At 71.3% G+C, this 14,146-nt stretch carries 6 protein-coding genes and 1 pseudogene; 2 read left to right on the forward strand and 5 right to left on the reverse strand.

The genetic code is table 11. The features are described 5' to 3' along the window. From IE273_RS37075 to IE273_RS37095, 5 genes are all read right to left on the reverse strand, one after another. On the reverse strand, positions 1-1,771 hold a 1,771-nt coding region (locus IE273_RS37075; protein ID WP_189819523.1), incomplete at its 3' end, for a condensation domain-containing protein. A gap of 47 nt (positions 1,772-1,818) precedes the next feature. Continuing rightward, positions 1,819-8,562 (reverse strand): non-ribosomal peptide synthetase, encoded by a 6,744-nt coding sequence (locus IE273_RS37080; protein ID WP_229887914.1) that lies wholly within the window; start codon positions 8,560-8,562, stop codon positions 1,819-1,821. Between the two features lie 256 nt (positions 8,563-8,818). Further along, entirely contained in the window at positions 8,819-10,216 is a 1,398-nt protein-coding gene (locus tag IE273_RS37085) for an MFS transporter (RefSeq protein ID WP_189819524.1), read from the reverse strand. A gap of 5 nt (positions 10,217-10,221) precedes the next feature. Further along, complete coding sequence (locus tag IE273_RS37090) at positions 10,222-10,839, reverse strand: winged helix-turn-helix domain-containing protein (RefSeq protein WP_189819525.1); 618 nt, start codon at positions 10,837-10,839, stop codon at positions 10,222-10,224. Between the two features lie 355 nt (positions 10,840-11,194). After that, positions 11,195-11,419 (reverse strand): hypothetical protein, encoded by a 225-nt coding sequence (locus tag IE273_RS37095; RefSeq protein ID WP_189819526.1) that lies wholly within the window; start codon positions 11,417-11,419, stop codon positions 11,195-11,197. 193 nt (positions 11,420-11,612) lie between these two features. Between IE273_RS37095 and IE273_RS37100 the strand changes: the two genes are divergently transcribed. Together IE273_RS37100 and IE273_RS37105 are read left to right on the forward strand one after the other, a co-directional pair. Beyond that, entirely contained in the window at positions 11,613-12,950 is a 1,338-nt protein-coding gene (locus tag IE273_RS37100) for a hypothetical protein (RefSeq protein ID WP_189819527.1), read from the forward strand. Positions 12,951-13,147: 197 nt separating this feature from the next. Further along, a pseudogene (locus IE273_RS37105) lies at positions 13,148-13,842 on the forward strand (transposase). Positions 13,843-14,146: the final 304 nt, after the last annotated feature.

Consider the following 14,146-nt stretch of genomic DNA (forward strand, 5'->3'; position numbering starts at 1 on the left):
GAGCGCTCGCGTCCTCGACCATGTACGTGATGCGGTCAGCGGGATAGTCCGGATCCAGGGGAACGAACGCGGCACCCGCCTTCAAAATCCCCAGGACACTGGCGATCAGATCCGGCGAGCGATCCAGACAGACAGCCACAAGAGTGTCCGCAGTGATACCCAAGCCGCGCAGGTGGTGGGCCAGCCGGTTCGCACGCGCGTTGATCTCGGCGTAGCTCCACTCCTGGTCACCGTAGGCCACAGCCACCGCGTCCGGATCGCTGGTGACACGGTCTTCGATGAGCCGATGGATGGTCGCCGCGTCCGGGTACGGGCCGGTGACACCATTCCAGTCGACCAGAAACTCCTGCCGCTCCCCCTCCGTCAGCATGTTCAGCTCCGACAGGCGGGCCCGCGGTGCGGACGCCACCGACGCCGCCAGGGTGGCGAAGTGGCCGGCCATGCGCTCGATCGTCGCCCGCTCGAACAGATCCGTCCGGTACTCCAGCACCGCGCGCAGTCCGTCTGCCGACTCGGCCGCCGTGAGCGTCAGGTCGAACTTGGCGACACCCCGCTCGATCTCGACCGGCTCGGTCCGCGTGCCCTCCAGCTCCCACGCCCGGCCCTCCGCACTGCCGGGCGCCTGAAGCACGAACATCGTCTGGAAGAGCGGGTTGCGGGACAGGTCGCGGTCGGGGGCGAGTTCCTCCACGAGGCGTTCGAAAGGCAGGTCCTGGTGGTCGTAGGCGCCGAGCGCCGTGTCCTTGACCCGGTCGAGGAGTTCGGTGAACGCCGGGTCGCCGGACAGGTCGGTGCGCAGGACGAGGGTGTTGACGAAGAAGCCGATCAGGTCCTCGGTCTCGGCACGGTTGCGGCCCGCGATCGGGGTACCCACCGCGATGTCGTCCTGACGGCAGTAACGGGCCAGGACGATCTGGAACAGGGACAGCAGGGCCATGAACAGACTCGCGCCCTGCTCGCTCGCCGTGGACCGCAGCGACTCCGCCACCTCCTGCGGCACCGAGAAGGTGACGACGTCGCCGCCGCCGCTCGGCCGTGCCGGTCGCTGGTGGTCGGTGGGAAGTTCGAGCGGCGTCACCCGGGCCAGGCGCTCGCGCCAGTAGGCGAGGTGACGCTCCATCTCGGGACCGGCGAGCTGCTCGCGCTGCCAGACGGCGAAGTCCGCGTATTGGATGGCAAGTTCGGGCAGCGACGCCTCGCGTCCGGCGACGGCTGCCGCGTACAGCTCACGCAGTTCACGGGCCATGATCCCGGAGGACCAACCGTCCGACACTATGTGATGCACCGTCAACAACAGGAAGTGGTCGTCGTCCGCCAGCCGTACCACGTCGGCCCGCATGAGCCGTCCCGCGTCCAGGTCGAACGGACGCGTCGCCTCGGCGCGCAGCACTTCGCCGGCGCGCATCTCCGCGTCCGCCTCGGCCCGCAGGTCGTGGACCGTGACCTCCACCTGCCAGGGTGCGGTGATCACCTGCCGCGGTGTGCCGCTCTCGTCCGCCGGGAACGACGTCCTCAGCACCTCGTGCCGGGCGACCAGGCCCGACAGGGCCGTGCCCAGCGCGGCGACGTCCAGCGTGCCCCGCACCCGCAGCGCCGTGGGCACCAGGTACTCCGGGCTGTCCGGAGTCAACCGGTCCAGGAACCACAGCCGGTGCTGCGCGAACGACAACGGCAGCGGTCCGGCCTCCCGGTCACCGCGTGCGATCCGGGCCGCTTCCGCACGCCGCCGCATGCGGGACAGCAACCGTGCCTCGACCGAGTTCTCGCCCATGATGTTCCGTCCTCTTCGTTTTCTGGTGTGGGCAACGGGCTGCTGGTTCAGGAATCCTGTTCCGGGGCGTCGAACAGTTCGACGAGCTGTTGCTTGATGCCGATGACGGTCGGCGACTGGAAGAGGCGTCGGAGGCTGATGCGCACTCCGGTCACCGACTCCACCTGGTTGACGAGTTGGATGGCGAGCAGGGAATGCCCGCCGGCCTCGAAGAACCCGTCGTGGATTCCCACGCGAGCGACGCCGAGCGCGGTGGCCATGATCGCGGCGATCTCCGCCTCGATCTCGTCCCTCGGCGCGGTGTATCCGGCGGTGCTGTCGCCGTCGCTCCCGGGAGCGGGCAGCGCCGCGTGGTCGACCTTGCCGTTCCGGTTGAGCGGCAGTTCCGGCAGGATGGCGAACGCGGACGGCATCATGGCCCGCGGCAGGCGTTCGGCGGCCCACTCGCGCAGCGCGCCGGCGTCCACCGTGCCGCCGGGCGCGGGTACGCAGTAGGCGACCAGCCGATTGTCGCCGGGCGTGTCCTCCCGGACCACCACCGCGCAGGTCCCGACCGCGTCATGGGTGAGCAGTGTCGCCTCGATCTCGCCGAGTTCGACCCGGACGCCGCGCAGCTTCACCTGGCGGTCGATGCGTCCCAGCAGGTCCAGTTCGCCGTCCGCGGTGAACCGGCCGAGATCGCCGGTGCGGTACATCCGGCCGCCGCGGAACGGGTCGGCGACGAAGCGCTCGGCGGTGAGGTCGGGCCGCCGGTGGTAACCGCGACCGACGCTGTCGCCGCCGAGGTACACCTCGCCGAGCACACCCGCGGGCACCGGGCGGCGGTCGGGGTCCAGGACGTACACCGTCTGGTTGACCATGGGACGGCCCGCGAGGACCGGTCCGGCCGGCCCCGTGCGCGGGGCCCGCCAGTACGTCGTGTCGACCGAGACCTCGGTGGCGCCGTACAAGTTGACGAGGTCACCGGGGAAGCGCTCGGTGAACCGGCTCACCAGTGTCGGCTGGAGCGGTTCGCCGCTGGCGAAGGCGTACCGCAGGTGTGTGCAGTCCCCGGGCCGTACCCGGGAGACGAACAGGTCCAGCAGGCTCGGCACGAAGTGCAGGCCGACGACGCGGTGGGCGCGCATCAGGCGGGACACCTCGGCCATGTCGAGCCGGTCGGAGCCGGGCACCAGCACGACCGTGGCACCCTGCCACAGGGGCCAGAAGATCTCGTAGGCCGAGACGTCGAAGGACAGCGGTGTGGCCTGGAGGAAGCCCTCGCCCTCGGCGAGCGGGAACGCGTGCTGCATTCCGGCCAGGTAGTTGACCACACCGCGGTGTTCGATGCGGACGCCCTTGGGGCGGCCTGTGGAGCCGCTGGTGTAGATCAGGTAGCACAGGTCGCCGGGGTCCGCGACGGGTTCCGGTGCCTGCGTGGGCAGGGTGTCCGGCAGGTCGGCGGGCCGGTCCACGCGGATGAGGTCCACGCCCTGCGGCAGCAGGGCGGCGTGCGCGGTGTCGGTGACGACCAGCGGCGCGCCCGAGTCCGCCACCAGGTACGCCAGCCGCTCCGCCGGGTGCTCCGGGTCGAGCGGGACGTAGGCGGCCCCGGCCTTCAGGATGCCCAGCAGCGTCCACACCATGGCGGGCGAGCGCTCCAGGCAGACGCCCACGGGTACGTCCGGCCCGACGCCCGGCACGGCGCGCAGCCGGTGGGCGAGGCGGTTGGCCCGCTCGTCGAGCTGACGGTAGGTCAGGGTCTCGGTGCCGCAGACGACGGCCACCGCGTCCGTGTCCTGTGCCGCCCGCTGCTCGAACAGCCCGTGCAGGGTCGTCGTCGGGACGGGCGAGGCGGTGTCGTTCCATTCGGTGAGGATGCGGTGCCGCTCGCCCGCGTCCAGCATCTCCACCTCGGACAGCGTGCTGTGCGGGCGAGCCGTGGCCGCGGCAAGCAGGTTGGTGAAGTGCCCGGCCATGCGGCGCGCGGTGTCCTCGGTGAACAGGTCGTCGGCGTAGACGACGGCGCCGTCCAGCGTGCCGTCCGCAGCCTCCGCGAGGTACACCGACAGGTCGAACTTGGCGTTCCGGACCGGGGTCTCGACGGGTTCCGCCGACAGGCCCGGCAGGTTCCAGGCGTCCGCGCCCGGGGCGTTCTGCAAGGCGAACATCGTCTGGAACAGCGGGTTGCGGGACGGGTCGCGGTCGGGGGCGAGTTCCTCCACGAGGCGTTCGAAGGGCAGGTCCTGGTGGTCGTAGGCGCCGAGCGCGGTGTCCTTGACCCGGTCGAGCAGCTCGGTGAACGTCGGGTCGCCGGACAGGTCGGTGCGCAGGACGAGGGTGTTGACGAAGAAGCCGATCAGGTCCTCGGTCTCGGCACGGTTGCGGCCCGCGATCGGGGTGCCGACCGCGATGTCCCGCTGTCCGCTGTAGCGGGCCAGCAGCAGCTGGAAGGCCGCCAGCAGGGTCATGAACAGGCTCGCGCCGCACTCGGCGGACACCGCGCGGGCACGGGCGGCGACCTCGGCGGGCACCGAGAACCGGACCACCTCGCCCCGTCCGCCGCGTTCCGCCGGCCGGGCGTGGTCGGTCGGCAGCTCCAACGGCTCCAGTCCGGCCAGGCGTTCCGTCCAGTAGGCGAGTTGCCGCTCCAGCGGCGTCCCGGACAACCAGGCGCGCTGCCACACCGCGTAGTCGGCGTACTGCACCCGCAGCGGGCCGGGCCCGGACGTGTCGGACCGGTCCGACACGGCTTCCGCGTACCGCGCGGACAGCTCGCGCACCAGCACGCCCACCGACCAGCCGTCGAAGGCGATGTGGTGCACGGTGACCGCCAGGACGCACTCCTCGTCGGCCAGCCGTACCAGCAGCGCGCGCAGCATCGGTCCGGTGCCGAGGTCGACCGGCCGCAGTCCGTCCTCGCGCAGTACTTCCGCCAGGGCGTCCTCGCGGGTGGTGGCGTCATCCACCCCGCGCAGGTCCCGTACCAGCATCCGCACCGGCCGCGCCGGGTCGATCAGCTGCACCGGCGAGCCCGCGGCGTCCGTGCCGAACCGGGTGCGCAGGATCTCGTGGCGTGCCACCACCGCGGTGAACGCGGCGTTCAGCGCGTCGATGTCCAGGGCGCCGCGGACACGGAAGGCGAAGGGCAGCAGGTACTCGGCCCGGTCCGGCTCCAACTGGTCCAGGAACCAGAGTCGTTGCTGCGCGAAGCTGAGCGGCGGCGGACCGCTGTCGCGCGGTACGGGCGGGATGCGGTCCGCGCCGGTGCCGTCCAGCTCCGTCACGGCCTCGGCCAGCAGCGCCGGGGTCGGCGCGCCGAACAGCGCGCGCACCGGGACATCGGCACCGAGCCGTCGGCGCAGCCGCGACACGACCTGGGTGGCCAGCAGCGAATGCCCGCCCAGCGCGAAGAAGTCGTCGTGCACGCCGATCCGGTCGACGCCCAGCACCTCGGACCACACTTCGACCACCGTGCGTTCGGTGTCCGTGCGCGGCGCGGTGTAGACGGCGTCCAGTCCGGACCGGTCGGAGGCGGGGGCGGGGAGCGCCCGGCGGTCCGTCTTGCCGTTCGGGGTGAGTGGTACGCGCTCCAGCGGCACGAAGGCCGCGGGCACCATGTAGTCCGGCAGGTCGCGCCGGAGGTGGGCACGCAGCGCGCTCGCGTCGAGGGGGCCCACGGGCACCACGTACGCCACCAGCCTCTGCGCTCCCGGAACGTCCTCGCGCAGCATGACGGTGGCGCCGGCGACCGCGGGGTGAGCGAGCAGCGCCGTCTCGACCTCGCCCAGTTCGACGCGGTAGCCGCGCAGCTTGACCTGGTTGTCCGCGCGGCCCACGAACTCCAGCCGCCCGTCCGGCAACCATCGGGCCTGGTCACCGGTGCGGTAGACGCGCCGCGGTGCTCCGTCCACGTCCACGACGGTGAACTTCTCGTCGGTCAGCTCGGGCCGGTTGAGGTAGCCGCGGGCCAGTCCGGGGCAGTCGATCCACATCTCCCCCGGCACTCCCACCGGCACCGGCCGGCCGTGGCGGTCGACCACGAAGACCTTGGCGTTGGCGACCGGCCGGCCGATCGGCACCCGGTCGACGGGCCCGGTGATCCTGGCGGTTGTCGCCTCCTGCGCGGCCTCCGTGGGTCCGTAGCCGTTGACCAGGGGCACCGCGCAGTGCCGGAACCACTCCCGGACCTGCTCCCGCTGGAGCGCCTCGCCGCCGAGCCGGACCAGCCGCAGCTCCGGGCCCAACGCGTCCGGCCCGTCCAGGTCGGCGGCCAGAGCCCCGAACGCCGAGGGGGTGAGCCACGCCACCGTGACCCGGTGCTCGCGCAGCGCCTCCGCCAGCCGGCCCGGGTCCCAGGCGTCGTCGCGCAGTACCAGGCAGGCTCCCGAGATCAGCGGGGCGAACATCTGGCCCACCGATGAGTCGAACGCGATCGACGCGAACTGAAGGACCCGGTCGTCGGACGTGAGGCCCAGTTCACGGCGCGTCTCCCGCATCCGTGCGCGCAGCGCGCCGTGGGTGATCTGCACGCCCTTGGGGCGACCGGTGGAACCACTGGTGTAGATCACGTAGGCCACGTCGTCCGGACCGGCCTGCGCCACCGGACCGGTGGAGGCGGTGTACGACCCCTCCGGCCAGGATCCGTCCAGCAGCAGCGCCTGCGTGTGGGCGGGCAGGCGGCCGGTGTGCGCGGCCTGGGTGACGATCAGCGTGGCGCCGCTGTCCTCGACCATGTAGGCGAGCCGGTCCGTGGGGTACGCGGGGTCCAGCGGCACGTATGCCGCGCCCGCCTTGTGGATGCCGAGCAGGGCGCACACCATGTCGGTACCGCGGTCCAGGCAGACCGCGACCAGGGTGCCCGGCCCGGCACCGCGCTCCCGCAGCCGCCCGGCGATCCACTCGGCGCGCTCGTCGAGCTGCCGGTAGGTCAGCCGGCCGGTGCCGCAGGTCACGGCCGGCGCGTCCGGGTGGTGAGCGGTGCGCTCCTCGATCAGCCGGGTCACGGTCAGCGTGTCCGGGACGTCGGTGTCGGCGCCGTTCCACTCTCCGAGGATCGTGCGGCGCTCGGCGGCGGTCAGCATCTCCAGCTCGGACAGCCGGGCGTCCGGGGTGGCGCAGGCGGCGGCCAGCAGCGTCTCGAAGTGCCCGGCGAGCCGCACCATCGTGGCCTCGTCGAACAGGTCGGTGGAGTACACGAGGGTGCCGTCCAGAGCGCCGTCGGCGGCCTCGGTGGCGTAGAAGGTGAAGTCGAACTTGGAGTCCTGGGCGGACACGTCGAGCTGCCGCACGGTCAGGCCCGGCAGCTCCCACGACCGGCTGTCGGGGGTGTTCTGGAGGACGAACATCGTCTGGAACAGCGGGTTGCGCGACAGGTCCCGCTGCGGCGCCAGCTCCTCCACCAGGCGTTCGAAGGGCAGGTCCTGGTGGTCGTAGGCGCCGAGCGCGGTGTCCTTGACCCTGGCCAGCAGCTCGGTGAACGTCGGGTCGCCGGACAGGTCGGTACGCATGACCAGCGTGTTCACGAAGAAGCCGATCATGTTCTCGATCTCGGACCGGTTGCGGCCCGCGATCGGGGTGCCGACCGCGATGTCCTCCTGTCCGCTGTAGCGCGACAGCACCAGCTGGAAGACCGCCAGCAGGGTCATGAACAGGCTCGCGCCGGTCTCCTTGGAGATCCTTCGGGCGCCGTCGGCGGTCTCCGCGGCCATGCGGAAGGTGAGCATGGCGCCCTTGCCGCTGTGCCGCGCCGGACGCCGGCGGTCGGTGGGCAGCTCCAGCGGTTCGGTGCCGGCCAGCCGGCCGCGCCAGTAGTCCAGTTGCCGCGCCAGCACGTCGCCGGTGAACCACTGGCGCTGCCAGACCGCGAAGTCGGCGTACTGGAGCGGAGGTTCGGACAGGTCTGCGGTCCTGCCCGCGACCCGTGCGCCGTACAACTCGGTCAGCTCCCGGGACAGCACCCCCGCCGACCAGCCGTCGAAGACGATGTGATGCACCGTCAGGGCAAGGAGGTGCTCGTCGTCGGCCAGCCGGATCAGCAGCGCCCGCACCACCGGTCCGGTGCCGAGGTCCATCGGGCGGAAGCCCTCGGTGTCCACGAGCGCGGTGGCCGCCTCCTCGCGCGCCTGGTCCCCGGTGACGGATCGCAGGTCGTGCACGGTGAGGGGCAGTGGCCTGGGCGGGTCGACGACCTGACCGGGGTTGCCGTCCGCGTCGCTGACGAAGCGGGTGCGCAGCACCTCGTGCCGGGCCACCAGCTCCGACAGCGACGCACGCAGCGCCGGGACGTCCAGCCGGCCATGGATGCGCAGACCCATGGGGATCAGGTATTCGGCCCGGCCGGGCTCCAACTGGTCCAGGAACCACAGACGGCGCTGCGCGAACGACAGCGGCAGCGGACGCCGGTCCCGGGGCGCGCGGGGTATGACCGGAGCGTCGTCCGGAGCCCCGGCCGCCACCAGGGCACCCATGGCGTCCGCCGCCTCCTCGACATCGAAGTCGGCTGACTCGAGCAGCCGGCGGGCCCTCAACAGGGCCTCCTGCGCGAGGAAGGACGCCACCGCCCGCACTGTCAACGGCTCGGGCAGCGGTTCCGCGCCGAATTCCGAACCGAATTCATCCGCGATCCGGCGGGCCATTTCCTTCGCCTGCGAGCGGGTTCCGCCCAGCCGGAAGAATTCGTCTTCCGCCGCGGCCACCTCAGTGCCGATCACCGCGTTCCACACTGCGGCGACGCGGGCTTCAGCCGGGGAGAATCCGCCCTGCTCGGCCACCTGTCCGGAGGCCGCGGCCATCATCGGATTCGTCGTCATGTGTCCACCAGTTCCTCGTCGTCGACCGTTCGCGAAAACCCTCGGAAACTCAGCCGAATCCGATGCTCGCAGAGCGATCACGGTGAGATAACTGGTTACTTCTGCCCGCCGGACGTGGACACTTCTGCCCTCGGGCGTGGGCACGGGAGGTGCGCGCGCCGGGCGGAGTTCCGCGCGTCGGCGAGGCGGGCGCGGGGAGCGGGGCAGCCGGCCGGGGCGGTCCACCGCCCGGCCGGCGCCGGTTCCGTACCGCGGCTCAGGCGACCGCCCTGGCCGCCTCCGCTCCCGGGACGGAAGCCGTACCGGCCGCACTCCCGTTCTCGTGCGTGGTGCCGACAGGGCTCGCGTCGGACACCGTCCGCTTGCGCATGCCCGCCCACTCCCGGTTCAGGGCCGGCACGCTGATGGCGACGAGGTAGAGCCCGCCCACGATCCACAGCGCCCCCGAGGTGCCCGCCACCGTCACCAGTCCCGCGCCCAGCAGCCCACCGAACGGGATGCCCGCCCACGTGACGGCCTGGGCCAGCGTCTTGACCCGCCCCAGCAACTGGGTGGGAATCAGCTCGTACGTCACGGCCCCGACGATCGGATTGACGAAGCCCGACCCCAGGCCGCCCAGCGCCAGCACCGCGAGTACCAGCCACAGCGGCGCGCCCGTGGCCATGGCCACGAAGCGCGGGACGCCGCCCAGCGTGCAGCCGATCAGGTAGACGGCACGCCGGGGCAGCCGCTCGCCCACTCCCGCGGCCACCAGCGCCGCGACGATCGATGTCGCGGCGAAGACGCTGACCACCAGGCCCACGGCCTCCGCGCCGTTGCCCGTCTCCTTCGCCCAGACCGGCAGCAGTACGGACATGAACGCCTGGTCGAGCAGGTTGGTGACGGCGAGCATGCAGACGATGGACCGCAGCAGTTTGGCGTCGCGCAGGAACACGGCGCCCTGGCGCAGCCGTGACAGGTAGCCCTCGGCCTCCTCGACCGGCGTCTCGTGCGGCTCGGGCGCCGGGTCGCTGAGGGTGGTGGAGACGAGCAGCGCGGACACGCCGAACAGGCAGGCGGTGATCCACAGGGCGTAGAGGCTGCCGAAGGAGGCGACGACCACACCGGCGATGGCCGGCCCGATGGTCGTCGCGGTCCGCTCGACCGCCGCTGACAGGCCGGTCCCCCGTTCCAGCGGAACCCGGGCCGCGCGGGTCGCCGCCGGCACGAAGAGCCCCTTGGCCCCGTTGGCCGGGCCGTCCGCCGCACCGACCACGGCCAGCAGTCCCAGCAGCAGGCCGAAGGACAGGTGTCCCGTGAGGTAGAGCAGCGGAGCGGTGGCCGTCGCGACGGTGGAGGCCAGGTCACCGGCGACGCTGATGCGCTTGGGGCCGACCCGGTCGATGATCGGCCCGGCCAGCGCCTGGGCTATCACGTACGGCACTATCTGGCAGAAGGCGACCAGACCGGTCTTGCCGACGCTGCCGGTCGTCGTCAGGACGAACCAGGGCAGGGCGATGGAGAGCACCCGGTTGGCCGACAGGGCCGCCGCGTTGGCCGAGAGCATGCCGACCAGTCCGCGAAGGACCCGGGGCCCGTCGGCCGGGGCGTCCGGGGAGGGCGTGCGCGTGCCGCTGTCGGCCGCCTGCTGGGCGGCCGTGTGCCGAGAGGTCATCTTTCTCACTCCGAGTCCGGGGGGTGGGAGACGTGCCGGTCCGCACTGGTGGGGAACAACTGGAACTGGAAGGCGACCCGCGCCGCGCCGTCGGGCAGCGGCGAACCCGCCGTCCGCGGCGCGGGGTTGCGTCGGCGGAGCAGCCGGTGGATGTCCGCCGACAGCTCTTTGGCCTCGGCGGGGGTGAGTGTGAGTACGTAGTCGCCGAAGTCCTGGGCTTCGCGCCACTCCGGCGGCAGCGAGGCGGTCGCCTCGACGGCGGTCGTCATCGCGTCGGACCAGACCCGGCTGAGGGCTTGCAAGTAGGCGATGCCGAGCCCCTCTCCGCCCGCCAGCACCGAGTCGTCCGGTACGACCGTGTTGACGTGCGCCGCCTGCCACCAGCGCTCACGGCGGCCACCGCCCCGTGACGGCGCCTCGACGATGAAGCCGTACTCGGCGAGCTGGCGCAGGTGATAGCTGGTCGCGCCGGTGTTCTGGTCGAGCCTCCGGGCGAGCGTGGTGGCCGTGGCCGGCCCCTCCGTCCGCAGAACCGTCAGTATCCGCACGCGCAGCGGATGCGCGACGCCCCGCAGGTTGCGGGCGTTCAGGCGGACCTGGGAGGGCTGTTCGAGGTGTTCCATGAACCCCAAGCTAGCTGACACAGACTTCTTTGCAAATAGTCCTGTGCACAGATTCCTTTGCATTATGTGAATGGCCGAGATCCGTCGGTGCACGGGGCGGCGTCGGGAACGTCCCACTCCTTGCAGCCCATGTCGCTTGGTGTGATCTCGCGGCATGGTGCGCGCGGGTCGAGCGAGTTGGTCGAGCGGCTGCCGCTGCCCGTAGTCGTTGCGCAGCCAGATGCGGCGGGCCTCGCCCAGTCCCTGGAGGTCAAGGTTGTCGAACCGGTCCGGCGTAGGCGACTTGAAGCTGGACTGCCCGGGAAGGCGGGCCGTTCGACGGCCGGGCCAGTGCGGCGTCTTACGGCTTGCCTGGTTACGGGTGCTGAAGGTCGGGGTGGCCGAGGGTCTGGGTGAAGCGACGGGCGGTGCGGGGGCTGATGCCGAACAGGCCGCCGAGGCGTTTGACGTCGCCGTCGGCGGCCTGGGCTTCGCGCAGCAGGCGGTCGTTGCGCAGCGCGCGGGTCGTGGGGTGGGGGCCAAGGTGGAGATGGCTCCGGCGGTGGCTTGCCGCGTTCGCATCGGCGCCGCTCGCTGTCACCTGCTACAGCGCTCTGGCTGTGCTCGACCCCAGTCCAGGCACGCTGCCGGCCAGAGCTCGCGCCCACAGCCGCGCGATGCCTGCGACCTCCTGCGTGACTGAAGCTGACGCCGTTGTCAGAGGCATGCTCTAGCTTCCCTCACGAGGCCGAGAACCGGTTTCGGTCCGTCACTCACCGAAAGAGATGGGTCACTTGACTGGCAAGAGAAACGCAGTATCCATCGCCCTGCTCTGCTCGATAGCCCTCCTGGGCGCCGGTACGGTACCGGCCGCCGCGGACAGCGTCGCCGACAGCAGTGCCACGCTGCCGATCGCGTCCGCTTCGGACATCGTGGTGGACGATGTCCACCAGCATGTGTTCATCAGTTCCCCCACCGACAACAGCGTCCTGGTCACCGACTTCAGCGGTGCGGTGGTCGGCGAGATCGACTCCGAGCCGGGCGCGCAGGGGCTGGCGTTGAACGACGACTCGACCTTCCTCTACGTGGCGCTACCGGATGCCCACGCGATATCCATGGTCAACACGAGCACCCTGCAGGAGTTGAACCGCATCCCGACAGGCATCAACGTCCAGCCGCGTCATCTGGCTGCCGAAGGCGACAAGGTGTGGTTCGGCTACGACTCGTCGCAGGAGGGCAAACTAGGGTCCTTCGACCGCAGTGCATGGAACGTCGCACTGGACCTCGACGGTAGCCACCACTTCGCGTCCGCGCCGGTACTGACGACGTCCAACACAGCCCCGGGTGTGCTGGTGGCCGGTTCGACCTGGCTGGGTACAACAGAGATCCAGGTGTACGACATCTCGTCCAATCCACCTGTGCCGACGGCGTACACCGCATTCCCCTCCGACGCGGGCAGCAGTGGACTCCAGGACATGGCCATCACGCAGGACGGCACCCGTGTCGTGACGGCCGGCGGGTCCGCGTCCGACGAGCAGGCGTTCCGTATATCGGACCTCAGCGCTGACGGCACCTACACGACCGGCCCCGGGGCGAACGCGGTGGCGGTCGCGATGGACAGCAGGATCGCTGCCGGTGTCCTGAGCCAGGACTCGCATGACGTCTCCGTCTTCCAGCCCGACGACAGCACAGCCCTGAAGAGCTACGACCTCACCGATGAACTGCTGCCCGCCGGTCTGGCCTGGACTCGCCTCGCTGATCGGCTTTTCGCCCTCGCTCAGCCACAGGGTGGTGGCCCCGTCACACTGCGCGTGATCGGCTCGCCCGCCAAGGTCTCGACCACTCTCTCACTGCAGGCTCCCGCCACAGCCCACCGGGGCAGGCCGTTGACCCTGACGGGTCTGATCACCTCGGGAATCCCGCTCTCCGACGGCTACACGGTCACGGTGACCCGCACCGACTCGGCCTCGCCCGGCGGCGTCGCAGTGGGCACTCCGTCTGTCGCCGGCGATGGCAGCTTCACGCTCACCGACACCCCGCCCGTGGCCGGAGCGGTCGTCTACACCGTCACGTACCCGGGCGACCACACGCGCGTCGGCGCAGAGGCCACGGCCACGGTGCAGGTGAGGTAGGGGCAGGCCCGCCTGCAAACCTGCCCGCGCAGGGGTGCACAGCTCTGCGTGACATCAGAAGCTGACATCTACAGAGGTGCAGAACCGCGCACGATGGCACGCCCGTAATCGGTGGGCGAGCCGACAGGCCCCAGCGGGCGAGCGGTCGGTGATGGTGCTGCACACGCCTACGGATCAGCAGGGTGCAGGTTCGAAGCCTGCCGTGTGCGCACAGACGAGAGAGCCCCGGAGAGACCTTGTTCCAGCGGGTGGTGCCGCCAGCGCCGGTTCGCCCGCAGGGTGGAGGGCATCGTCGGCGTGGGGGCCGCGAGGCACTGGCCGCGATCATCTTCGTGGCCACCTCGGGCTGCACCTGGAACCAACACCCGCCGGTCTTCGGTCTGTCCGGGGTGACCGCCTTTCCGGCGGTCACCCCGTGGACCGACGCCCGTGTGTGGGCCAAGCTCCACCGCCTGGTCCTGGACGAGCTCGGCTCCCGGGGCGAGCTGGACTGGTCGCGGTGCGCGATCGATTCCGTCAGCGCCGGGCCCGCAAAGGGGGCAGCTGACAGGACCGAATCCGACCGTCCGCGGCATCCCGCCCATCCGCTCCCGCCGTGGTCCTCGCCGCCGACGGCCCGGCAAGCCGCACGAAGCCAAGGGCTACGACTACCAGCACCCGCGGCGATGGCCGGCCTTCCGCGCATCCGGCACCGTCTCGCCCGCAAGGCCATCGAATCCTCACAACGCCTGGGACGGCACCGCTGGGTCGTAGAACGGACCGTGTCCTGGCCGCCCGGCTGTCGGCGCTCCACCGCCGCTACGAGCGCAAGCCGGAACACTTCCCCGCCTCGTCAAACCCTCAAGTACGCAAAGCCGCTCCGCGGCGACCAACGTCCCGCCCACCCCGGTGACGTCGCAGACCCGTACGCTGCGCGGGCTGAATCCGCAGGTTGACCAGCGCTTCTGCCCTGTTCGGTGCTGGGTGAGGAGGTTCCGAAGCGCGCACCGCAGGAGGCAAGGGTGGCTTGCCCGGCGCTGGTCGGGCGCATGGCCGAGCGGGCACGCCGAGTGCCCGCCGGTGGTCGCTCACGCACTCTGGCGCGCCGCGTCCGGCCCCGAGGACCGGGCACCGCACATGCTCGCGCTCATCCTCGACGGACTTCGCACACACCCGTAGACACCGACCACGAGACAGACCCCGTCAACTGAACGGAG

The sequence above is a fragment of the Streptomyces olivaceoviridis genome (assembly GCF_014650115.1).
Classification (GTDB): domain Bacteria; phylum Actinomycetota; class Actinomycetes; order Streptomycetales; family Streptomycetaceae; genus Streptomyces; species Streptomyces olivaceoviridis.